At 60.9% G+C, this 20,527-nt stretch carries 19 protein-coding genes and 1 riboswitch; of the genes, 15 read left to right on the forward strand and 4 right to left on the reverse strand.

Annotation, left to right across the window (positions count from 1 at the left end; all coding sequences use genetic code 11):
- On the reverse strand, nucleotides 1-263 hold a 263-nt coding region (locus ACQKPC_RS25820; protein WP_427627284.1), incomplete at its 3' end, for a response regulator.
- 221 nt (nucleotides 264-484) lie between these two features.
- On the opposite strand from ACQKPC_RS25820, the gene ACQKPC_RS25825 reads away from it, so the two are divergent.
- From ACQKPC_RS25825 to ACQKPC_RS25845, 5 genes are read left to right on the forward strand one after another with little or no spacing between them, the layout of a single operon-like run.
- Complete coding sequence (locus ACQKPC_RS25825; protein WP_427627286.1) at nucleotides 485-1,777, forward strand: OprD family porin; 1,293 nt, start codon at nucleotides 485-487, stop codon at nucleotides 1,775-1,777.
- 38 nt (nucleotides 1,778-1,815) lie between these two features.
- Complete coding sequence (locus ACQKPC_RS25830) at nucleotides 1,816-2,793, forward strand: Bug family tripartite tricarboxylate transporter substrate binding protein (protein WP_427627288.1); 978 nt, start codon at nucleotides 1,816-1,818, stop codon at nucleotides 2,791-2,793.
- Between the two features lie 58 nt (nucleotides 2,794-2,851).
- Nucleotides 2,852-3,310: a tripartite tricarboxylate transporter TctB family protein gene (locus tag ACQKPC_RS25835; RefSeq protein ID WP_123499096.1), complete on the forward strand. Its 459-nt coding sequence runs from the start codon at nucleotides 2,852-2,854 to the stop codon at nucleotides 3,308-3,310.
- Between the two features lies 1 nt (nucleotide 3,311).
- Nucleotides 3,312-4,826 carry a tripartite tricarboxylate transporter permease gene (locus ACQKPC_RS25840; protein ID WP_192344354.1) on the forward strand — a complete coding sequence of 505 codons (1,515 nt, stop codon included), beginning with the start codon at nucleotides 3,312-3,314 and terminating at the stop codon, nucleotides 4,824-4,826.
- A complete protein-coding gene (locus ACQKPC_RS25845) occupies nucleotides 4,819-5,859 on the forward strand; it encodes an AbrB family transcriptional regulator (protein ID WP_427627290.1) in 1,041 nt (346 codons plus the stop codon). The genes ACQKPC_RS25840 and ACQKPC_RS25845 overlap by 8 nt, the downstream gene beginning before the upstream one ends.
- 130 nt (nucleotides 5,860-5,989) lie before the next feature.
- On the opposite strand, the gene ung is transcribed toward ACQKPC_RS25845, so the two are convergent.
- The gene (gene ung / locus ACQKPC_RS25850) at nucleotides 5,990-6,682 is read right to left on the reverse strand and encodes a uracil-DNA glycosylase (RefSeq protein ID WP_063342762.1); all 693 of its coding nucleotides are present in this window, start codon (nucleotides 6,680-6,682) and stop codon (nucleotides 5,990-5,992) included.
- Between the two features lie 132 nt (nucleotides 6,683-6,814).
- Between ung and ACQKPC_RS25855 the strand changes: the two genes are divergently transcribed.
- The gene (locus tag ACQKPC_RS25855) at nucleotides 6,815-7,927 is read left to right on the forward strand and encodes an enoyl-CoA hydratase/isomerase family protein (protein WP_427627344.1); all 1,113 of its coding nucleotides are present in this window, start codon (nucleotides 6,815-6,817) and stop codon (nucleotides 7,925-7,927) included.
- Between the two features lie 51 nt (nucleotides 7,928-7,978).
- Here the strand turns inward: ACQKPC_RS25855 and ACQKPC_RS25860 are convergent, their stop codons facing one another.
- On the reverse strand, nucleotides 7,979-8,452 hold the full coding sequence (locus ACQKPC_RS25860; RefSeq protein WP_427627292.1) for a hypothetical protein: 474 nt from the start codon (nucleotides 8,450-8,452) through the stop codon (nucleotides 7,979-7,981).
- Nucleotides 8,453-8,664: 212 nt separating this feature from the next.
- Complete coding sequence (locus ACQKPC_RS25865) at nucleotides 8,665-8,904, reverse strand: hypothetical protein (RefSeq protein WP_427627294.1); 240 nt, start codon at nucleotides 8,902-8,904, stop codon at nucleotides 8,665-8,667.
- 283 nt (nucleotides 8,905-9,187) lie between these two features.
- A riboswitch (guanidine-I (ykkC/yxkD leader) is annotated at nucleotides 9,188-9,288 on the forward strand.
- 62 nt (nucleotides 9,289-9,350) lie between these two features.
- Between ACQKPC_RS25865 and ACQKPC_RS25870 the strand changes: the two genes are divergently transcribed.
- The 9 genes from ACQKPC_RS25870 (at nucleotide 9,351) to ACQKPC_RS25910 (ending at nucleotide 20,233) form a co-directional block, all read left to right on the forward strand.
- Nucleotides 9,351-10,418, forward strand: a complete 1,068-nt coding sequence (locus ACQKPC_RS25870; protein ID WP_427627296.1) for a putative urea ABC transporter substrate-binding protein — start codon at nucleotides 9,351-9,353, stop codon at nucleotides 10,416-10,418.
- Between the two features lie 17 nt (nucleotides 10,419-10,435).
- Nucleotides 10,436-11,251: an ABC transporter permease gene (locus ACQKPC_RS25875; RefSeq protein WP_007898585.1), complete on the forward strand. Its 816-nt coding sequence runs from the start codon at nucleotides 10,436-10,438 to the stop codon at nucleotides 11,249-11,251.
- Entirely contained in the window at nucleotides 11,248-12,036 is a 789-nt protein-coding gene (locus tag ACQKPC_RS25880) for an ABC transporter ATP-binding protein (protein ID WP_427627298.1), read from the forward strand. Before ACQKPC_RS25875 ends, ACQKPC_RS25880 begins: the two co-directional genes overlap by 4 nt.
- Before the next feature lie 12 nt (nucleotides 12,037-12,048).
- Nucleotides 12,049-12,774, forward strand: a complete 726-nt coding sequence (locus ACQKPC_RS25885; RefSeq protein ID WP_427627300.1) for an urea amidolyase associated protein UAAP1 — start codon at nucleotides 12,049-12,051, stop codon at nucleotides 12,772-12,774.
- An 11-nt stretch (nucleotides 12,775-12,785) separates the two neighbouring features.
- The gene (locus tag ACQKPC_RS25890) at nucleotides 12,786-13,427 is read left to right on the forward strand and encodes an urea amidolyase associated protein UAAP2 (protein ID WP_427627302.1); all 642 of its coding nucleotides are present in this window, start codon (nucleotides 12,786-12,788) and stop codon (nucleotides 13,425-13,427) included.
- Between the two features lie 306 nt (nucleotides 13,428-13,733).
- Nucleotides 13,734-17,390: an urea carboxylase gene (gene uca / locus ACQKPC_RS25895; RefSeq protein WP_427627304.1), complete on the forward strand. Its 3,657-nt coding sequence runs from the start codon at nucleotides 13,734-13,736 to the stop codon at nucleotides 17,388-17,390.
- A gap of 15 nt (nucleotides 17,391-17,405) precedes the next feature.
- The gene (atzF, locus tag ACQKPC_RS25900) at nucleotides 17,406-19,184 is read left to right on the forward strand and encodes an allophanate hydrolase (protein ID WP_427627306.1); all 1,779 of its coding nucleotides are present in this window, start codon (nucleotides 17,406-17,408) and stop codon (nucleotides 19,182-19,184) included.
- A gap of 92 nt (nucleotides 19,185-19,276) precedes the next feature.
- On the forward strand, nucleotides 19,277-19,495 hold the full coding sequence (locus ACQKPC_RS25905; RefSeq protein ID WP_427627308.1) for a cysteine-rich CWC family protein: 219 nt from the start codon (nucleotides 19,277-19,279) through the stop codon (nucleotides 19,493-19,495).
- Between the two features lie 45 nt (nucleotides 19,496-19,540).
- A complete protein-coding gene (locus ACQKPC_RS25910) occupies nucleotides 19,541-20,233 on the forward strand; it encodes a pseudouridine synthase (RefSeq protein ID WP_427627310.1) in 693 nt (230 codons plus the stop codon).
- The last annotated feature ends 294 nt before the right edge of the window (nucleotides 20,234-20,527 follow it).

The raw sequence follows: 20,527 nt of genomic DNA on the forward strand, positions 1-20,527 counted from the left end.
ACCCGATCCTTGACGTCGCTGCGGGCGGTCAGCATCAGCACCGGCAGGTTCTTGCCCCGGGCCCGCAAGCGCGCCAGCACTTCGAAGCCATCCATGCGCGGCAGGCCGACATCGAGGATCGCCACGGCGTATTCCTCGCTGCTCAAGGCCAGATCGGCTGCCACACCGTCGTGCAGCACATCCACGGTCAAGCCGGTGCTCTTGAGCGCCTGGGCGACACTTTCGGCAAGCTGCAGGTGGTCTTCGACGAGCAGAACACGCATGGATCTTTACCTCATTCAGGGATGGTCGACGCCATTCTTTGGCGCGGAGTTTACAGCCGCATCCGTCGCTGTGAAGCCCGAAAACAGGGAAAGTCAGCTGAAAGGTTAGCGAAAGGTTGACCGGTTAGAGTCCAGCCACGGACAGTTTCGACTGCCGTCGCTGTACGAAAAACGCCTCGAAGCGTTTTCGCCAATAAGAACAATAAACGGAGTACGTCACCATGCTGTCCATGCAGCTTCAGGCTCGTCCGCCTGCTCGTTTTTCCCGTCTCAGCCATACCGCCCTTGCCAGTGCCGCCGCCCTCGCCGGCTTTTCGCCGTTGAGCCAGGCTGCCTTCTTCGAAGACAGTACGGCAACCTTCGAAACCCGCAACATGTATTTCAACCGCGACTTTCGCGATGGCACCAGCGCCCAGCAATCCAAGCGGGACGAATGGGCTCAGGGGTTCATGCTCAATCTGCAATCGGGTTACACCGACGGCACCGTGGGGTTCGGTGTCGATGCGCTGGGCATGCTGGGGGTAAAACTCGATTCAAGTCCGGATCGCACTGGAACCGGTCTGTTGCCGACCCATGACGACGGGCGCGCGGCGGATGAATATTCCAAGCTCGGCCTGACCGGCAAAGTGAAAATCTCCGCCACTGAACTGAAAATCGGCAGCCTGATTCCGGAACTGCCGATCCTCAAACCCAACGACGGGCGCATTCTGCCGCAGACCTTTGAAGGCGGCCTGCTGACCTCCAAAGAGATCAAGAACCTGACCTTCACCGGCGGGCGTCTGGAGAAAGCCAAGGACCGCGACAGCACCGACTTCGAGGACATCGCCCTCAACAACAAGAACAGCCGTTTCGCCGGTACCGTGGCCGGCAAGCACTTTGACTTTGGCGGCGTGGACTACAAGTTCACCGACAAGATCACCGGCAGCTACCACTTCGCTCAGCTCGATGAAGTCTACAACCAGCACTTCCTCGGCGTTGTCGCGTCGCAACCGTTCGGCCCCGGTACGTTCGGCACCGATCTGCGATTGGCCATCAGTGACGACGAGGGCGCGGCCCGGGGCGGCAAGATCGACAACAAATCCCTGAACGGTCTGGTGAGCTACGCCTTGAACGGGCATAAACTCAGCGCCGGCTATCAGCACATGTCCGGCGACAGTGCCTTCCCCTACGTCGATGGCAGCGATCCGTACCTGGTCAACTTCGTGCAGATCAACGACTTTGCCGGCGCCGAAGAACGCTCCTGGCAAGCGCGTTACGACTATGACTTCTCCAAACTCGGTATTCCGGGCCTGAGCTTCATGAGCCGTTACCTGAGCGGTGACAACATCAAGCTCAAAAACGGTGATGAAGGCAAAGAGTGGGAACGCAACACCGAGATCAAATACGTCGTACAAAGTGGCGCCCTGAAAGATGTCGCCGTACGCCTGCGCAATGCCACCTACCGTTCCAACTACTCCGCTCGCGATGCCGATGAAGTGCGTCTGCTGGTGAGCTATAGCGTTGCACTTTGGTAATTCAGTACGTCCATAACAAAAATCCCAAGGAGACTTGAATGAACCTGTCATTGCGTAAAGTTGCTCTCGCCGCCAGCGTCGTGCTGTTCGCCGGCCAATTGATGGCCGAACCGAAACGCCCGGAATGCATCGCCCCGGCGTCGCCAGGCGGCGGTTTCGACCTGACCTGCAAACTGGCGCAAAGCGCGCTGGTGAACGAAAAACTGCTGACCAAACCGATGCGCGTGACCTACATGCCCGGCGGCGTCGGCGCGGTGGCGTACAACGCGGTGGTCGCCCAGCGTCCTGCCGATGCCGGCACGCTGGTGGCGTGGTCCAGCGGTTCGCTGCTGAACCTGGCGCAAGGCAAGTTCGGTCGTTTCGATGAAACCAACGTTCGTTGGCTGGCCGCTGTTGGCACCAGCTATGGCGCCATCGCGGTGAAAAGCGATTCGCCTTACAAGACCCTGGACGACCTGGTCCAGGCGCTGAAGAAAGATCCGAGCAAAGTGGTGATCGGCTCCGGCGGCACCGTCGGCAGCCAGGACTGGATGCAAACCGCTCTGATCGCCAAGGCGGCCGGAATCAACCCGCGCGACCTGCGTTACGTCGCCCTCGAAGGCGGTGGTGAAATCGCCACCGCCCTGCTGGGTGGCCACATCCAGGTCGGCAGCACCGACATCTCCGACTCCATGCCACACATCCAGAGCGGCGACATGCGTCTACTCGCTGTGTTCTCCGAGAAGCGTCTGGACGAGCCGGAAATGAAAGACATTCCGACGGCTAAAGAGCAAGGCTATGACATCGTCTGGCCGGTGGTTCGCGGTTTCTATCTCGGGCCAAAAGTCAGCGACGAAGACTACGCCTGGTGGAAAGACGCCTTCGACAAACTGCTGGCCTCCGAGGACTTCGCCAAGCTGCGCGATCAGCGTGAACTGTTCCCGTTCGCCATGACCGGCCCGGAGCTGGACACCTACGTGAAGAAGCAGGTCGCGGACTACAAAGTGCTGGCCAAAGAGTTCGGCCTGATCCAGTGATCGCCTCTGTCTAGCGGCCACGACCCCGGTTCTCGGGGTCGTGGCCCAGGAGTTCCTCATGCTCATACAACGCATTTTCGCTTCGGTGCTGTTGCTGGCCTGTATCGGCCTGGCCCTGATGGCGTGGCCGTATCAAGCGGCTTTTTCCTACGAACCGGTCGGGCCTCGGGCCTTCCCTCTGTTGATGCTCGGCCTGATGGGCCTGGCTTTGCTGTACATGGTGTTTCGACCGGCGCCGATCGTGCACAGCGACGATGACCCGAAACTGGACCGCGAAACCCTGATCAAAATCGGTATTTGCGTGCTGCTGTTGCTGGTGTTCGCCGGGACCTTCGAACCTCTTGGTTTCATCGTCGCCAGCATTCTGATCGGTGTCCCGATGGCACGCCTGTATGGCGGCCGCTGGCTGCCCAGTGCGGTGATCATCAGCCTGATGGCCATCGGTCTTTATCTGCTGTTCGACAAGTTGATGGACGTGCCACTGCCGCTGGGCGTGCTCGACGTTCTGGAGAACTGATATGGATACTCTAGGCTATTTGGGTCAGGGCTTCGGCGTCGCGCTGACCCCATACAATCTCGTGACCGCGCTGTGCGGCACCCTGATCGGTACCGTCGTCGGTCTGTTGCCAGGGCTGGGCCCGATCAACGGCGTGGCGTTGCTGATTCCGATCGCATTCGCCCTCGGCCTGCCACCGGAGTCGGCGTTGATCCTGTTGGCGGCGGTGTACCTGGGTTGCGAGTATGGCGGCCGGATCAGCTCGATCCTGCTGAACATTCCGGGCGAAGCCTCCACCGTGATGACCACCCTCGACGGTTATCCGATGGCCCGCAAAGGCCTGGCCGGTGTAGCGCTGTCGCTGTCGGCGTGGAGCTCGTTCATCGGTGCATTCATTGCGACGTGCGGCATGGTGCTGTTCGCCCCGCTGCTGGCGAAATGGGCGATTGCCTTCGGACCGGCGGAGTATTTCGTGCTGATGGTGTTTGCGATTGTCTGTCTCGGCGGCATGGCTGGCGACCGACCGCTCAAGACCTTCATTGCAGCGCTGATCGGTCTGTTTCTGTCCAGCGTCGGGATCGACGCCAACAGCGGCGTATACCGTTTCACCGGGGATAACATTCACCTGACGGACGGCATTCAGTTTGTCGTGCTGGTATTGGGCCTGTTCTCCATCAGCGAAATCCTCCTGCTGCTGGAAAAAACCCACCGCGGCCAGGAAGCGGTGAAAGCCACCGGGCGCATGATGTTCAACTTCAAGGAAGCCTCGGCGGTGTTCGTGGTGAACATCCGTTGCGGTTTGCTGGGCTTCATCATGGGCGTGTTGCCGGGTGCCGGCGCGACATTGGCCAGCGCTGTGGCCTACATGACCGAGAAACGTATTGCCGGCGCCAAGGGCACGTTCGGACAAGGCGATATGCGCGGTCTCGCGGCTCCGGAAACCGCCATCGGCGGCGCCGCCTGCGGTGCACTGGTGCCGATGCTGACCCTCGGCGTTCCGGGTTCGGGCACCACGGCGGTGATGATCGGCGCGCTGTCGCTGTACAACATCACCCCTGGCCCGCTGTTGTTCCAGCAGCAACCGGACATCGTCTGGGGGCTGATCGCGTCGTTGTTCGTCGCCAACGTGATGCTGGTGATCCTCAACATTCCGATGATCCGCATCTTTACCCGCATTCTCGCCGTGCCAAACTGGGCGCTGGTGCCGGTGATCGCGATCATCACCGGGATCGGTGTCTACGCGGTGCATGCCACCACGTTCGACCTGTTCCTGATGATCGGCATCGGCATCTTCGGCTACATCCTGCGCAAGCTGGACTTCCCATTGTCGCCGGTACTGCTGGGTTTCATCCTTGGAGGTCTGATGGAGCAAAACCTGCGTCGCGCCCTGTCGATTTCCAACGGTGCGCTGGAAATCCTCTGGTCGAGCCCGATCACATTCGGTTGCTGGGTGTTGACTGCAATCATGTTGCTGATGCCGCTGCTGCGTATCTGGCGCAAACGTTCGGTCGCCCGGCGCGCTATCGCCGATGTCTGATCGCACCCCGTTCAAAAGCTGGTGGGGAACACCGCTGGTCGGTCTGCTGGGTGGTTACCTCGCCAGCCAGATCGGCTGGCCGCTGCCGTGGATGGTCGGCTCGTTGCTGGCGATCATCCTGGTGCGCTGCCTGACTCCCTGGCAATTGGCGGAAATCCCTGGCGGGCGCAAGTGCGGCCAGTGGATCGTCGGCATCGGCATCGGCCTGCACTTCACCCCGGTGGTGATGGAGCAGGTGTTGAGCCACTTCGGTCTGATCTTCTTCGGTGCGTTGGTCACTAGCCTGTCCGCGGTGGTCGGGGTCTGGTTGATGCGGCGTACCGGGGAAGATCGCGCCACCGCATTCTTTTCCAGCATGCCCGGTGGCTCCGGCGAAATGGTCAACCTTGGCGCCCGCAACGGCGCGGTGCTCAGCCGTGTCGCGGCGGGGCAAAGTTTGCGGGTGTTGGTGGTGGTGCTGTGTGTGCCGGCGGCGTTCAAGTATCTGTTGGGCGACGGTGCGCCGGTCTTGCATCCAACGACCGTCAATTGGTGGTGGCTGGCCATTCTGTTTCCGGCGGGCGCCCTTGCCGCCTGGGTCTGGGAGCGGCTGCGACAACCCAATCCCTGGCTGTTCGGACCGTTGCTGGTGACTGCGACGGTGAGCATTGCCTGGGACCTGCACATCGGTCTGCCCAATGGCGGCAGTCAGATTGGCCAGTGGCTGATTGGCAGCGGGTTGGGGTGTCACTTCAATCGGCAGTTCTTCCGGCGGGCGCCGTCCTTCATGGGCCGAACCCTGCTGGGCACGGTGTTGACCATGTTGATCGCCACTTTGGCGGCATTGGGTTTGAGTGCGCTGACCCATCTGGATCTGCGCTCACTGACCTTGGGCATGATGCCCGGCGGGATTGCCGAGATGAGTTTGACGGCAGAAACCCTGCAATTGTCGGTGCCGTTGGTAACGGCGATGCAGGTGATGCGGCTGTTGTTTGTATTGTTTCTGGCGGAGCCTTTGTTTCGGTATTGGAACCGGGAGCCGGATTCTCCCTGACATGAGTCCTGTGGCGAGGGGGCTTGCCCCCGTTCGGCTGCGAAGCAGTCGTAAAATTTGAGAAATGCAGTGTGGCTGGTTTTGGGGCCGCTGCGCGACCCAACGGGGGCAAGCCCCCTCGCCACAATCTTCAGACCGACGGCAACCGCCACTCGATCGGCGTCTCGCCGTTCTGCTCCAGAAACTTGTTCGCCCGGCTGAAGTGTCCGCAACCGAGGAAGCCGCGATAGGCGGACAGCGGCGACGGGTGAACCGAGGTCAGCACCAGGTGTTTGGTGGCGTCGATGAGTTTCTGCTTGCTCTGGGCATGTGCGCCCCACAGCAGGAATACCAGATGTGGCTGGTGCTCGCTGACCACTTCGATAATCCGGTCGGTAAAATATTGCCAGCCCTTGCCCGCATGGGCGTTGGCATTCGCGCGTTCCACGGTCATGGTGGTGTTGAGCATCAACACGCCCTGCTCTGCCCAACTCTGCAGGTAGCCGTGACTGGGTATGTCGATGTTCAGGTCGCGCTTCAACTCTTTGTAAATGTTCACCAGCGATGGCGGTGCCGGAACACCCGGTTGTACCGAGAAGCACAACCCATGGGCCTGACCCGGGCCGTGGTAAGGGTCTTGACCTAGAATGACCACTTTGACCTTGTCCAGCGGCGTGGAATTGAGCGCGTTGAAGATCATTGGTCCGGGAGGATAGATCTCTTTGCCCGCCGCGCGCTCCTGTTGCAGGAATGTGCGCAACTCTGCCATGTAAGGCTGGTCGAATTCGGCACGCAGTGCCTCCTTCCAGCTCGGTTCGAGTTTGATACGGTCGTCAGCAGTCATGGTTACATCCGGCAAAAACAATGGGGCGAACCCTAGGAAACCCTATCTCCCTTGTCAATTGATCTGATACAGATCCGGCACTTTCCTATAGAGCGATCATACTAAACGCTCAATTTACCGATCGAGGTCATGATGAATCTGCACTTCGAAGAACTCACCGGCACCGACGGCGCACGCATCGGCATCGCCAGCCTGGATGCCGAAAAGTCCCTCAACGCCCTCTCCTTGCCGATGATCAACGCCCTGCGCGATCAACTGGATGCCTGGGCCAAGGAGCCACAGATCGTTTGCGTGCTGCTGCGCGGCAATGGCGGCAAGGCTTTTTGCGCCGGCGGGGAAGTACGCAGCCTGGTGGAGGCGTGTCGCGCCCTTCCCGGCGAAGTGCCGCCCTTGGCTGCACACTTCTTTGCGGCAGAATATCGCCTCGACTTCAACCTGCACACCTACCCGAAACCGCTGATCTGCTGGGGGCATGGTTACGTGCTGGGCGGTGGCATGGGGCTGCTGCAAGGGGCGAGCATTCGGATCGTCACGCCAAGCAGCCGGCTGGCGATGCCGGAGATCGGCATCGGCTTGTACCCGGACGTCGGCGCCAGCTGGTTTCTATCGCGGTTGCCCGGCAAGCTCGGATTGTTTCTCGGCCTGACCGGCGCCCAGATGAACGGTCGCGATGCGATCGATCTGGACCTCGCCGACCGCTTCCTGCGCGATGATCAACAGCATGAGCTGATCGAAGGTTTGCTGCAATTGAACTGGCAGGAACAGACAGCCATGCAGCTCAACAGCCTGCTCAAGGCCATGCAGCAGGAAGCGATCGCGCAGATGCCGCAAGCGCAGTGGTTGCCTCGACGCGAGCTGATCGACGAACTGTTGGATGTCAGCGACGTTCGTTGCGCCTGGAAGGCCATCAGTGCGCTGCGCGATCATTCCGACCCGCTGCTCGGTCGTGCCGCCAAAACCATGGCTGAAGGCTCGCCCCTGACCGCTCATCTTGTGTGGGAACAGATCGTTCGCGCCCGGCACCTGTCACTGGCTCAAGTCTTTCAGATGGAATACACCATAAGCCTCAACTGCTGCCGTCATCCGGAGTTCAGCGAGGGCGTACGAGCGCGGTTGATCGACAAGGACCAGAAACCTCACTGGCACTGGCCGGACATCAACAATGTGCCGGAAGCGGCGGTGGAGGCGCATTTTCGCAAGGTATGGGAAGGTCGGCACCCTCTGGCCGATCTGTCTGAGTACTGAAATCCAGGCACAAAAAAAACGGCGCTTCATGCGCCGTTTTTAATTGAATGGTTAACGGTGGCCGTCTCGGCCATCGTGATCGCCGCGACCGCGGTGATCGCCTCTTCCATCACGGTGATCCCTGTGGCCTCGATAGCCATCGCCCCGGCCGCCTCGGTTCCGGCCATCCCAATCGCCCCGGTTACGACCGTCCCAACCACCGCGGTCATGACGGTCCCATCCGCGATTCTGGTAGCCGCGGTAGTCGTAATAGCGCGGTGCCGGTTGATAAACCCGCGGCTGGGAGTAATAACGCGGCGATGGCTGATAATACCGTGCAGGCGGTGAGTAATACCTGCGCGGGGCCGAGTAGTAACCACCATCAGAGTAGTAAGACCCGCCACCGGAGTAATACGGCGCTGGGGACGTGTAAACCTCGGAACGGTAGTAGCTGTCTCCTCCGTCGGAATAGGGTACGCACGCACCAAGAAACAATCCCAATAGAGCAATCAGCAGAATTTGGTGGAGCTTTTTTTGACAGAGCATGGCGGCCTCCTGGACCGCGAGTGAGCCACACCAGCGACGCTGGCAGGCGACAGTCAATTGTTCACAACTGTCGAAAGATCAGACAGTGAATTCGGAATCTGGTGCGTTCCTGTAACACGTTGAAACAAGTAGCCGATGAAAGGTTCTTCATCTTTCACACAAGAAAAACGGCACGTCCGTAAGCCGGACGCGCCGTTGCATTCATGAGCTGATCAGCGGTGCCCGCGATAGTGTCCGCCGCGATGGTAATGACGGGGACCACTGAAATAATAGTAACGATAGCCGCCGTAAAAACGCGGGCCGCCGTAGTAGTAAGGTGAGTAGTAATAGCCGGGATAGTAATAGGGTGTCGGATAAATATCACCGCCACCTGCATAGTAGTAACAGCCGGACAGGCCCAAACCAAAAAACACGCTGAGAAACATTTGGCGGAGCTTTTTTTGACAGAACATGGAGGCCTCCTGAAAGACCTGCAACAGCAGTCGACTCACACCTGTTTTGACTTTCAAACCTGCACCGAGTGCCAAACGGTATCGGCCTTCAGATCAGCGGCCAGCCCGTCCATCTACGGTGCACGGTTGCGCGCCAGCGCACCATGACAAGGCAAGGCGCACGCCCCCTTTATCCGCCCTCTTCCCTGCATGCCCCCACCCAGAGGGTTCAAGCCGAGTTGGCACGGCTCTCGCTTAACCAAAGGCGTGCAGGAGTCATCACAGGTTCGCGGCACCACAATTTGCAATGGCTGACTAGGGTTCCGGCTCGCTTAGGCGAGTGGCTGGTCCGAGAGTTGGCGACCTCCAGTTGAGGTTACACGGCGGGACAAAAGCCCGGGAGACAAGCCACCGTTCGCGGTGCCGCTGCCTTCCTGTCCGCCCTTGATCAACTGGAGAACCACACCATGTCCCGACTTCGTTTACCCACCCTGCTCGCCGCTGCTTTTGCAGCCCTCGTGAGCGTCTCGTCCCAAGCCGCACAGAAAGACCATTTCAGCGTCTGCTGGACTATTTATGCCGGCTGGATGCCCTGGGAATATGCCGGCAGCCAAGGCATCGTCGACAAATGGGCGAAAAAGTACGGCATCAAAATCGATGTGGTGCAGCTCAACGATTACGTCGAATCCATCAACCAATACACCGCCGGCCAGTTCGACGGCTGCACCATGACCAACATGGACGCGCTGACCATTCCGGCGGCCGGTGGCGTCGACAGCACAGCGCTGATCGTCAGCGACTTCTCCAACGGCAACGACGGCATCGTGCTCAAAGGTGAAGGCAAGAAAGTCGCCGACCTCAAGGGCATGGACGTCAATCTGGTTGAGCTCTCGGTGTCCCACTATCTATTGGCCCGAGCACTCGATTCGGTGGACCTCACCGAGAAAGACCTGAAAGTAGTCAACACCTCCGACGCCGACATCTCGGCCGCCTTCAACACCGATCAGGTCAACGCCGTCACCACCTGGAACCCGATGCTTTCGGACATCAAGGCCAAGCCCGGCGTGACCGAAGTCTTCAACTCCAGCCAGGTTCCCGGCGAAATCATGGACATGATGGTGGTCAACAGCGCCACCCTCAAAGACAACCCGGCCCTGGGCAAAGCGCTGACCGGCGCCTGGTTTGAAGTGGTGGCATTGATGAACGCCAAAAACGCCGCCAGCAAAGCCGCCCTCGAACACATGGCCAAAGCCTCGGGCACCGACCTTGCCGGTTTCCAGGCGCAACTCGACACCACCAAGCTGTTCGCCACCCCCCAGGAAGCCTTGGCGTTTTCCACCAGCAAGCAATTGCCCGACACCATGCGCAAGGTCGCCGAGTTTTCCTTTCAGCACGGCTTGCTGGGTGAAGGCGCCAAGGACACCAGCGCCATCGGAATGGCCTTCGCCAATGGCGTGACCAGCGGCGACAAGACCAACCTCAAGCTGCGCTTCGACCCGAGCTACGTGCAGATGGCTGCCGACTCCACGTTGTAACAACGGAGGACTAGGCCATGCGCCTGATCAATCGCCACCCGGATCGCCCGAGTCGCCTGCTGTTGGTGATCCTGCCGTTCGCCCTGGTGTTGTTCGCCTACTTCATGGGCTCGGCCGATCGGCTGATGGACAACCCCAACGACAAACTGCTGCCCAGTGCCGTGCAGATGACCGACGCGGTGAAACGCCTGGCCTTCACCGCCGACACCCGCACCGGTGAATACCTGCTCTGGCAAGACAGCGCCGCCAGCCTGCGACGGCTGGCCATCGGCCTCGGAATCAGTGCATTGGCCGGGCTGTGCCTGGGCATCGCCGCCGGGACCCTGCCGCTGTTTGGCGCACCGTTGTCGCCGGTACTTACCGTGCTGTCGATGGTGCCGCCGCTGGCGATCCTGCCGATTCTGTTCATCGTGTTCGGGCTGGGGGAGTTGTCGAAAGTGATGCTGATCGTGATCGGTATCACCCCGTGCCTGGCCCGGGATCTGGAACAGCGCGCCCGGGAAATTCCCGTCGAGTTGCTGATCAAGGCACAGACGCTTGGCGCTTCGACCTGGACCTTGATGCTGCGCGTGGTGCTGCCGCAATTACTGCCGCGTCTGCTGATCTCGCTGCGACTGATGCTGGGCTCGGCGTGGTTGTTCCTGATCGCTGCCGAAGCCATCGCCTCCACCGATGGTCTCGGCTATCGGATTTTCCTGGTGCGCCGCTACCTGGCGATGGACGTGATTTTGCCCTACGTGGTGTGGATCACCCTCCTCGCCTGGCTGATGGACTGGGGTCTGAAACGCCTGACCCAACGGGCGTTCCCTTGGTATGAAGGAGCGCGCGCATGAGCTTCATCACGGTGAAAAACGTCTGGCAGCAATATGCCGATCAGGTGGTACTCGAGGGATTGAACCTGAACGTCGACGAGGGTGAGTTCTGCACCTTGGTGGGTGCTTCAGGTTGCGGTAAATCGACTTTCCTGCGGCTACTGCTGGGCCAGGAACGGGCCAGTCGCGGCGAAATTTTGCTCGACGGCCAGGCCCTGGCCAGCGAACCGGATGCCAGCCGTGGCGTGGTATTCCAGCGCTACTCGGTGTTCCCGCACTTGAGCGTGCTGGACAACGTCGCCCTGGGCCTCGAACTGCCGCGCTCGCCCTTGCTGGGGCGGTTGTTCGGCAGCGCCAAACGCGAGGCGCGGGAACAGGCTTCGGTGTTGCTGCACAAAGTCGGCCTCGGTCACTCGCTGGACAAATACCCGGCGCAGCTCTCCGGCGGTATGCAGCAACGGCTGGCGATTGCCCAGGCGCTGATCATGAAGCCGCGTGTGTTGCTGCTCGACGAACCCTTCGGCGCGCTCGATCCGGGCATCCGCAAGGACATGCACGGCTTGCTGCTGGAACTGTGGCGCGAGACCCAGCTGACAGTGTTCATGGTCACCCATGACCTGTCCGAAGGTTTCAGCCTCGGCACCCGTTTGCTGGTGTTCGACAAGGTCCGCATCGACCCGCACGCCCCCGGCGCCTATGGCGCACGCATCACCTACGACATCCCTTTGAACAGCGACCGCCGCGCCAATCGCGCCGCCGTCGACGCCCTGCCGGCTCCGTTGGCAGGTTCGCTTCGCATCGCTTAGAGGAATTTACACATGACTGATTCGACCCAACTATTTGCGCCCTTCGCCGAAGAAATGCTCCCTGGCGGCGGCCATCGTTCCTTCGTTCTGAAACGCGGCCAATTGCTGCGCCTGACCGACCTGCGCGGCGGTGCCAATGTCAGCCTGACGCTGCTCAACGCCAACGAAAAAACCGAACGCCTGAACCTGCCCGACAGCCTCAAATGCCAACACACCGCCAAGCTCACCACCGGCCATTGCCTGTATTCGGACATGGGTCGGGTACTGGCGGCCATCACGGCCGATACCTGCGGCTGGAGCGACAGCCTCGGCGGCGTGCTGTGCGCTGAAGAGGTCGCGCAAAAGTACGGCGCGGGCCGCTATCAGGAACTGCGCAATGGCTTCTTTCGCAACGGCACCGACAACCTGTTGGTGGAACTGGGCAAGTGGGGTTTGGGCCTGTCCGATCTGTTGATGACCCTCAACCTGTTCAGCCGTGTGAACGTCGATGAGGCCGGGCATTTCCACTTCGTCGAAGGCCATTCCAAGGCCGGTGATTACATCGAGTTGTATGCGCCGATGGACACCCTGGTGGTGCTCACCGCGCTGCAACATCCGATGGATCCGGCGCCTGAGTACGCACCCAAACCGCTGAAGCTCAGCTGGATGAACGCCGATCCCAGTGTCGCCGAACACTGCCGCACCTCGCGCCCGGAAAACGAGCGCGGCTTCATCAACACCGACCGTCTGTTCGCTTGAGGATCGCTGCCATGTCACTTGTTATCACCACCGCTCAACAGCTGCCTGAAGCCGCGGTGTACCGCGCCACCATCCCCGCCGGCGAACCCTGGCTGATGGAGGTCAAGGCCGGCCAGACCTTGCGCATCCTCGACCTGGAAGGCAATCAGGCCGTCGACACTCTGTTCTACAGTCTCGCCAATCCCAAGGAGCGCTATGACGTACAGCGAACGTTGCGTCGGCAGAACAGCGTCTACCTGAGCACCGGCAGCGTGCTCTATTCCAACCTCGGCAAACCGATGCTGACCATCGTCGCTGACACTTGCGGGCGTCACGACACCCTCGGCGGTGCCTGCGCCCAAGAGAGCAACACCGTGCGTTATGCGTTGGAGAAACGCTACATGCACAGCTGCCGCGACAATTACCTGCGCGCCTGTGTCCACGATGGTCGGCTGGGCAAGGGAGACATCGGGCCGAACATCAACTTCTTCATGAACGTGCCGGTGACGGCCGACGGCGGGCTGACGTTCGAAGACGGGATTTCGGCGCCGGGCAAATACGTCGACCTGCGGGCCGAGATGGACGTGATCGTGCTGATCTCCAACTGCCCGCAACTGAACAACCCATGCAACGCCTACAACCCGACGCCTGCGGAGCTATTGGTATGGAACTGAAATTTTCGCGTTTGCGGCGGTGGTTGTTTGTCTTGTGTCAGGCCCGTTCAGGCCAGTGCATCAAAAAGTAAGAACCCCACAACCCAAATGTGGGAGCGAGCCTGCTCGCGATGGCGTCAGCACATTCACCATTGATGTCGACTGATACACCGCTATCGCGAGCAGGCTCGCTCCCACAGGAGGCACGGTGTTTTTGAAGTGAACTGATTCTGCCGCCGGGGACGACCTCGGCGCCTATCGAAAAACTGCGGGACGGCCCGCATCCCAGGTCGAGGCTGATGCGTTATCGCCTCCGGGGGTTATGCCATGTTCGAAAAAGTCCTCATTGCCAACCGCGGCGCCATTGCCTGTCGCATCTTGCGTACCTTGGGTGAACTGCAGGTCAAGGGCGTCGCGGTTTACTCCGAAGCCGACGCCGCCAGCCTGCATATCCTGCAAGCCGACGAAGCCCACTGCCTGGGCGAAGGCGCTGCCGCCGGCACTTATCTGGCCGTGGAAAAAATCCTCGCCATCGCCAAAGCCACCGGCGCCACGGCGATTCATCCCGGTTACGGTTTTCTCTCGGAAAACGCCGCATTCGCCCAAGCCTGCGAAGAGGCCGACATCGCCTTCATCGGCCCCACACCGGAGCACCTGCGGGTGTTTGGCCTCAAGCACACCGCCCGTGCGCTGGCCAAGCAACACGGCGTGCCAATGCTCGAAGGTACCGAGCTGCTCGATAGCCTCGACGCAGCGTTGATAGCAGGCGAACAGGTCGGCTACCCGGTGATGCTCAAAAGCACCGCCGGCGGTGGCGGTATCGGTATGCGCGTGTGCCGCAGCGCTGCTGAACTGAGCGAGTCCTTCGAAGCCGTCAAACGCCTCGGTCAGAACAATTTCAGCGACGCCGGCGTGTTCATCGAGAAGTACATCCAGCGTGCCCGGCATCTGGAAGTGCAGGTCTTCGGCGACGGCCAGGGCGAGGTGCTTGCCCTCGGCGTACGCGACTGCTCAGTGCAGCGACGCAACCAGAAAGTCCTCGAAGAAACCCCGGCGCCGAACCTGCCCGAGGGCATGGCCGAGGAACTCTGTGCAGCGGCCATCAAACTGGCTAAAGCGGTGAATTACCGCAGCGCGGGCACTGTTGAGTTCGTCTTCGACAGCGATGCCCAGCGTTTCTATTTTCTTGAAGTGAATACCCGTTTGCAGGTGGAGCACGGCGTCACCGAACAAGTGTGGGGCGTGGATCTGGTGCGCTGGATGGTGGAACTGGCGGCCGGTGATTTGCCGCCGCTGCGCGAGTTGAGCCAGGGATTGAAAGCCGACGGTCATGCGATTCAGGCACGACTCTATGCCGAAGATCCGGGTCGGGATTTCCAGCCGAGTCCCGGTCTGCTCACTGCCGTCAATTTCCCCGTTGCCGATGGCAAACACCTGCGCATCGACACTTGGGTCGAGGCCGGTTGCGAGATCCCGCCGTACTTCGATCCGATGATCGCCAAGGTCATCAGCTGGGCACCGACTCGCGAAGCAGCGCGCGCCGATCTGCATCAGGCTCTGGGCGACAGTCTGTTGTACGGGGTGGAAACCAACCGCGATTACTTGCGGCAGATTCTGCTCGATACACCCTTTGCCAGCGGCCAGCCGTGGACCCGTTGCCTGGAAGGCCTGGTCTATCAAGCCAACACCTTTGAAGTGCTCAGCGCCGGCACGCAGACCAGCGTTCAGGACTATCCGGGACGCCTCGGTTACTGGGCGGTGGGCGTGCCGCCGTCGGGGCCGATGGACAGCCGGGCGCTGCGTCTGGGCAATCGCTTGCTGGGTAATGATGAAGGTGCAGCAGCGCTGGAAATCACCATGAGCGGGCCGCTGCTGCGTTTCAATTGTGAGGCGGTGGTGGCCGTTACGGGTGCGGTGATTGCGTTGATACTGAACGGTGAGGCGGTGCCGATGAATACCGCACTGTTGATTCCCGCCGGTGCCACTTTGAGCTTCGGCACCATTGGCGGTGCAGGCGCGCGCAGCTATCTGTGCCTGCGCGGCGGCGTGCAAGTGCCGGATTATCTGGGTAGCAAAAGTACCTTCACCCTCGGCCAGTTTGGTGGCCATGCCGGTCGTGCATTGCGCACTGGCGACGTATTGCATATTCCGGCCTTGAGCGACCACAGCGCCGGGCAAAACCTGATGACACAACACGTTACCGAGTTGCCCGCCGTGCGGCAGATTCGGGTGATCTACGGCCCTCACGGCGCCCCGGAATATTTCACCGAAAACTACATCGGCACCTTCTTCGCCACGCAGTGGGAAGTGCATTTCAACTCCAGCCGCACCGGCGTGCGGCTGATCGGGCCGAAGCCTGAATGGGCGCGGGCCGATGGGGGTGAAGCCGGGCTGCATCCGTCGAATATTCACGACAATCCGTACGCGATTGGCGCGGTGGATTTCACCGGTGACATGCCAGTGATTCTGGGGCCGGATGGCCCGAGCTTGGGCGGGTTTGTCTGCCCGGTGACGGTGATCGAGGCGGACCTTTGGCAGCTGGGGCAGCTCAAGGCTGGGGACAAGGTGCAGTTCGTCCCGGTCGATCTCAAGACCGCCCGACAACTCGCCCTGAAATGGGATTCCCCCTGTGGGAGCGAGCCTGCTCGCGATAGCGGTGTGTCAGTCACCTCGATGCCGGATGCTCTGCCGCCATCGCGTGCAGGCTCGCTCCCACAGGGGGCTGTGTCGCCTGTGGTGTTGGATTTGGGTCAGGGGGATACGCAGCTGGTTGCCAGATTGTCAGGCGACACGCATCTGCTACTTGAGATCGGGGCCCCCGAGCTGGACCTGGTCCTGCGCTTTCGAGCCCACGCGCTGATGCAGGCATTGGAAAGCAAACACCTGCACGGCGTGATCGACCTGACACCGGGCATCCGCTCGCTGCAAGTGCACTACCAACCGGAGCAACTGCCGCTGGCCGATCTGCTGGGGATTGTCGCCGGTGAATGGGATGCCGTGTGCGCCGCCAAGGACCTGCAAGTGCCCTCGCGCATTGTCCATCTGCCACTGTCCTGGGATGACCCGGCCTGTCAGTTGGCGATCGAGAAATACATGACCACCGTACGCAAAGACGCCCCCTGGTGCCCGAGCAATCTAGAGTTCATCCGCCGCATCAACGACCTGCCGAACCTCGACGAAGTGCAACGCACAGTGTTCGACGCCAGCTATCTGGTCATGGGCCTGGGCGACGTCTACCTCGGCGCACCGGTCGCCACCCCGCTCGATCCTCGGCATCGCCTGGTGACTACCAAGTACAACCCGGCCCGCACCTGGACCGCGGAAAACTCGGTAGGCATCGGCGGCGCCTACCTGTGTGTGTACGGCATGGAAGGCCCCGGTGGTTATCAGTTCGTCGGCCGCACCTTGCAGATGTGGAACCGCTACCGTGAGGTTGCAGCGTTCGACGGCAAGCCGTGGCTGCTGCGCTTCTTCGATCAGATCCGGTTCTACCCGGTGAGCGCCGATGAACTGCTGCGCATTCGTCGGGATTTCCCGCTTGGGCGTTTTGATCTGAACATCGAACACAGTCAGCTGAATCTGGCGGATTACCAGGCGTTTTTGGCGAAAGAAGCTCAGAGCATCGCGGCATTTCGGGATCAGCAAAAAAGCGCGTTCAACGCCGAGCGCGAACGCTGGATAGCCAGCGGCCAGGCGCATTTCGACAGCGAAGAGCTGGCCCCGGAAGTGACCGAAGATGCACCGCTGGCCGACGGTCAGCAGAGCATCGACAGCCACATCGCCGGCAACCTCTGGCAGGTTCAGGTGCAGGCTGGCAGCAGGGTCGCGGCGGGGGATGTGCTGGTGATTCTGGAGTCGATGAAGATGGAAATCCCGCTGCTCGCGCCCATGGCGGGCGTGGTGCGCGAGATTCGCGTGCAACCGGGTTCGGCGGTGCGCGCCGGGCAGCGTGTGGTGGTGCTGGAACTCGACTCAAGCCATTGAAAAAGGATTAACGCCATGAACATCAATCTGCAACTCGACGCCCTGCGCAACGCTTACCGTGACAGCAGCACTACGCCTCGGCAACTGCTGTTGAACCTGCGGGAAAAAGCCGCGGCACTGAACCCGGACTATCACCTGTTCATCCATTTGCTCAGTGTCGAGGAACTGGAACCGTACCTCGCCGCACTCGACGGTCGTGACCCAGGCAGCCTGCCGCTGTACGGCGTGCCGTTCGCGATCAAGGACAACATCGACCTGGCGGGCATTCCCACCACGGCAGCGTGCCCGGCGTTTGCCTATGTGCCGGAGCGCTCGGCAACCGTCGTCGAGCAACTGCTGGCGCTGGGTGCGATTCCGTTGGGCAAGACCAATCTCGACCAGTTCGCCACTGGCCTCAATGGCAGCCGCTCGCCGTATGGCGCTTGCCCGAACAGCGTGTTGCCTGAGTATCCGTCGGGCGGTTCCAGCGCCGGATCTTCATTGGCGGTGGCACTCGGCGTGGCGAGTTTTTCCCTGGGCACGGACACGGCAGGCTCCGGTCGGGTGCCGGCGGCATTGAATAATCTGGTCGGTTTGAAAGCCAGCAAAGGGCTGATCTCCACGGCTGGTGTGGTTCCAGCCTGTCGAACGCTCGATTGCGTCACGACCTTCACAGCCACCGCCCGGGAAGCCAGTCAGTTGCTGGCGCTCACCGCTCATCTCGATCCACGGGACGAATACAGCCGCAGTAATCCACTGTGGAATGACGGCTCGGCCTTCGGCACACCGCGTCCATTGCGTTTCGGCGTACCCCGTGCGCAGGATCTGGCGTTCTTCGGCTGCCCTGAAGGCCCATTGCTCTTCGGCGACGCCATCGACCAGCTCAAAGCCTTGGGCGGCGAAGCGGTCGAACTGGATTTGTCGCCGTTTCTCGAAGCGGCGCGGTTGCTCTACGAAGGGCCGTGGGTGGCGGAACGTTACAGCGTGGCCGGCGAGTTGATGGAGCAACATCCTCGAGCCGTGCTGCCGGTGATTCGCGCCGTATTGGCCAAGGCTCCAGCGGTGACTGGCGTGCAAACCTTCCGCGCCCAATACCGTCTGCAGGCTTTGAAAGCACTGTGCGACAAAGCTCTGGAAGGCCTTGATTGCGTGGTCACGCCAACCATTGGCCGCCCGGTGACACGGGCGGAGCTTGCGGCCGAACCGGTGCTGCGCAACTCGGAACTGGGCTACTACACCAACTTCATGAACCTGCTCGATTACGCCGCCGTCGCCGTGCCCAGCGGATTCATGGGCAATGGTTTGCCATGGGGCGTGACGTTGTTCGGACGGGCGTTTACCGATCAGTATCTGTTGAGCGTGGCGGATGCCTTGCAACGTCAGCAAGGGTTGGCCGCGTCTGCGCCGACGAATATTGCGCGCAATGATCGCGCACGGCTGGTGGTCTGCGGAGCACATCTGGATGGGCTGGCGCTGAACTGGCAACTCAAGCTGCGTGGAGCCCGTTTGCTCGAAGCTACTCACAGTTCCCCCGACTATCAGTTGTATGCCCTGGCCGGTGGCCCACCCTATCGCCCTGGCATGGTCCGAGTGAAGGAAGGTGGCGCGGCGATTGCGGTGGAAGTATGGGAGTTGCCAAGCAGCGAGTTGGGTTCGTTCCTGACCGCCATTCCGGCGCCGCTGGGGTTGGGCAAGGTACAACTGGCGGATGGGCGTTGGGAGAGTGGGTTTATCTGTGAGCCTTATGGGCTGGAGGGGGCGGTGGATATCAGTCATTTGGGCGGGTGGCGTGCGTATCTGAACGATCGGCGTTGATTTCCAGGATCGCCGGCTTGCGCAGGAGTGCTTGCCGGTCGATCATGCGCGGTCTCTGGCCAGGCAAACCGGCCGTAATCGAATGCCCCTTCATGAATAAACCTGACCTCTGCCCGGCTTGCGGCGCCTCCAACGACTGCAGCCTGGCTGACCCGCGAACCGTCGATCGTGCCTGCTGGTGCTACGGCGTCAGCATCGATCCGGCGGTGCTTCAGGCGCTGCCCACCGAATTGCGCGACAAGTCCTGCCTGTGCCCGGCCTGCGCCCAGGTCGAGATGCAGTTGCAAGCAGCCGCTGAGCCGATCACGTAAGATGCGCGGCGCTCTCCCACCGAATCCTCCCACCGAACCCTAGCCATGCGCGTTGACCGCTTCCTCAGCAACCTGCCCCGCTTCAACCGTAAGCAGGTACGCCTGTTGCTGGTGGAAAAGCGCGTCAGGGTCGACGGAGAAGTCGTCAGCGACCCTCACGCCGAGGTACTCGAATTCAGCCGCGTGGAAGTCGACGACGAGGTGCTGCAAGTTGGCAAGCCGGCCCGCTACTTCATGCTGCACAAACCACCCGGTTGCGTCAGTGCGACCCGCGACCCGCAACACCCGACCGTGCTCGACCTGATCGGCGAACCGGACAAGGAAGACCTGCACATCGCCGGTCGCCTGGACTTCAACACCACCGGCCTGATGCTGATCACCAACGATGGCAGCTGGTCGCGACGCCTGACCCAACCGCAGACCAAACTGCCCAAGGTCTACTACGTCGAGACCGAGCAGGACATCACTGCCGAATACGCGATCACCTTCGCCAAAGGCCTGTATTTCGCCTTCGAAGACCTCACCACACAACCGGCCGAACTGGTCGTACTCGGGCCAAAATCTGCGCGCCTGAGCATCGTCGAGGGCCGCTATCATCAGGTCAAACGGATGTTCGGCCACTTCGACAACAAGGTGTTGCGCCTGCACCGCGAATGCATGGGTCCGCTGGTGCTCGACGACACGTTGAAGCCCGGCGAATACCGGTCGTTGAGCAGCGATGAGATCCGAATGATCTAAGCAGGCGACCGCTCAGCAGAAGCCGCTGAAAATTTTACGAAAGATACTTGCGCGATGACGTGACCCCTGCTTGAATCAGGACGTCGGCGCGAAACGTGACCGACGAGTCACAAAACTACTCTAAGAAACTTTTTGCCGGCAGAGAACCCTCAGGTTCCGCCTTCCCCCGGCAAACTGCCCGCTTATAACAATACCCGTCGGCCGGCTTTCAATGGATCGACATGGGCCTTCAAAATTCCAGGCGTATGCCTACCTGTCACAAAGCTCGTGCAATCTGATTTGCGCGCATACCCG

It is taken from the genome of Pseudomonas sp. NPDC089918, assembly GCF_050280605.1.
Classification (GTDB): Bacteria; Pseudomonadota; Gammaproteobacteria; order Pseudomonadales; family Pseudomonadaceae; genus Aquipseudomonas.

Coding starts and splice junctions, on each gene's coding strand:
- ACQKPC_RS25825 (WP_427627286.1), top strand. CDS start 485: ATGCTGTCCATGCAGCTTCAGGCTCGTCCGCCTGCTCGTTTTTCCCGT.
- ACQKPC_RS25830 (WP_427627288.1), top strand. CDS start 1,816: ATGAACCTGTCATTGCGTAAAGTTGCTCTCGCCGCCAGCGTCGTGCTG.
- ACQKPC_RS25835 (WP_123499096.1), top strand. CDS start 2,852: ATGCTCATACAACGCATTTTCGCTTCGGTGCTGTTGCTGGCCTGTATC.
- ACQKPC_RS25840 (WP_192344354.1), top strand. CDS start 3,312: ATGGATACTCTAGGCTATTTGGGTCAGGGCTTCGGCGTCGCGCTGACC.
- ACQKPC_RS25845 (WP_427627290.1), top strand. CDS start 4,819: ATGTCTGATCGCACCCCGTTCAAAAGCTGGTGGGGAACACCGCTGGTC.
- ung (WP_063342762.1), bottom strand. CDS start 6,682: ATGACTGCTGACGACCGTATCAAACTCGAACCGAGCTGGAAGGAGGCA.
- ACQKPC_RS25855 (WP_427627344.1), top strand. CDS start 6,815: ATGAATCTGCACTTCGAAGAACTCACCGGCACCGACGGCGCACGCATC.
- ACQKPC_RS25860 (WP_427627292.1), bottom strand. CDS start 8,452: ATGCTCTGTCAAAAAAAGCTCCACCAAATTCTGCTGATTGCTCTATTG.
- ACQKPC_RS25865 (WP_427627294.1), bottom strand. CDS start 8,904: ATGTTCTGTCAAAAAAAGCTCCGCCAAATGTTTCTCAGCGTGTTTTTT.
- ACQKPC_RS25870 (WP_427627296.1), top strand. CDS start 9,351: ATGTCCCGACTTCGTTTACCCACCCTGCTCGCCGCTGCTTTTGCAGCC.
- ACQKPC_RS25875 (WP_007898585.1), top strand. CDS start 10,436: ATGCGCCTGATCAATCGCCACCCGGATCGCCCGAGTCGCCTGCTGTTG.
- ACQKPC_RS25880 (WP_427627298.1), top strand. CDS start 11,248: ATGAGCTTCATCACGGTGAAAAACGTCTGGCAGCAATATGCCGATCAG.
- ACQKPC_RS25885 (WP_427627300.1), top strand. CDS start 12,049: ATGACTGATTCGACCCAACTATTTGCGCCCTTCGCCGAAGAAATGCTC.
- ACQKPC_RS25890 (WP_427627302.1), top strand. CDS start 12,786: ATGTCACTTGTTATCACCACCGCTCAACAGCTGCCTGAAGCCGCGGTG.
- uca (WP_427627304.1), top strand. CDS start 13,734: ATGTTCGAAAAAGTCCTCATTGCCAACCGCGGCGCCATTGCCTGTCGC.
- atzF (WP_427627306.1), top strand. CDS start 17,406: ATGAACATCAATCTGCAACTCGACGCCCTGCGCAACGCTTACCGTGAC.
- ACQKPC_RS25905 (WP_427627308.1), top strand. CDS start 19,277: ATGAATAAACCTGACCTCTGCCCGGCTTGCGGCGCCTCCAACGACTGC.
- ACQKPC_RS25910 (WP_427627310.1), top strand. CDS start 19,541: ATGCGCGTTGACCGCTTCCTCAGCAACCTGCCCCGCTTCAACCGTAAG.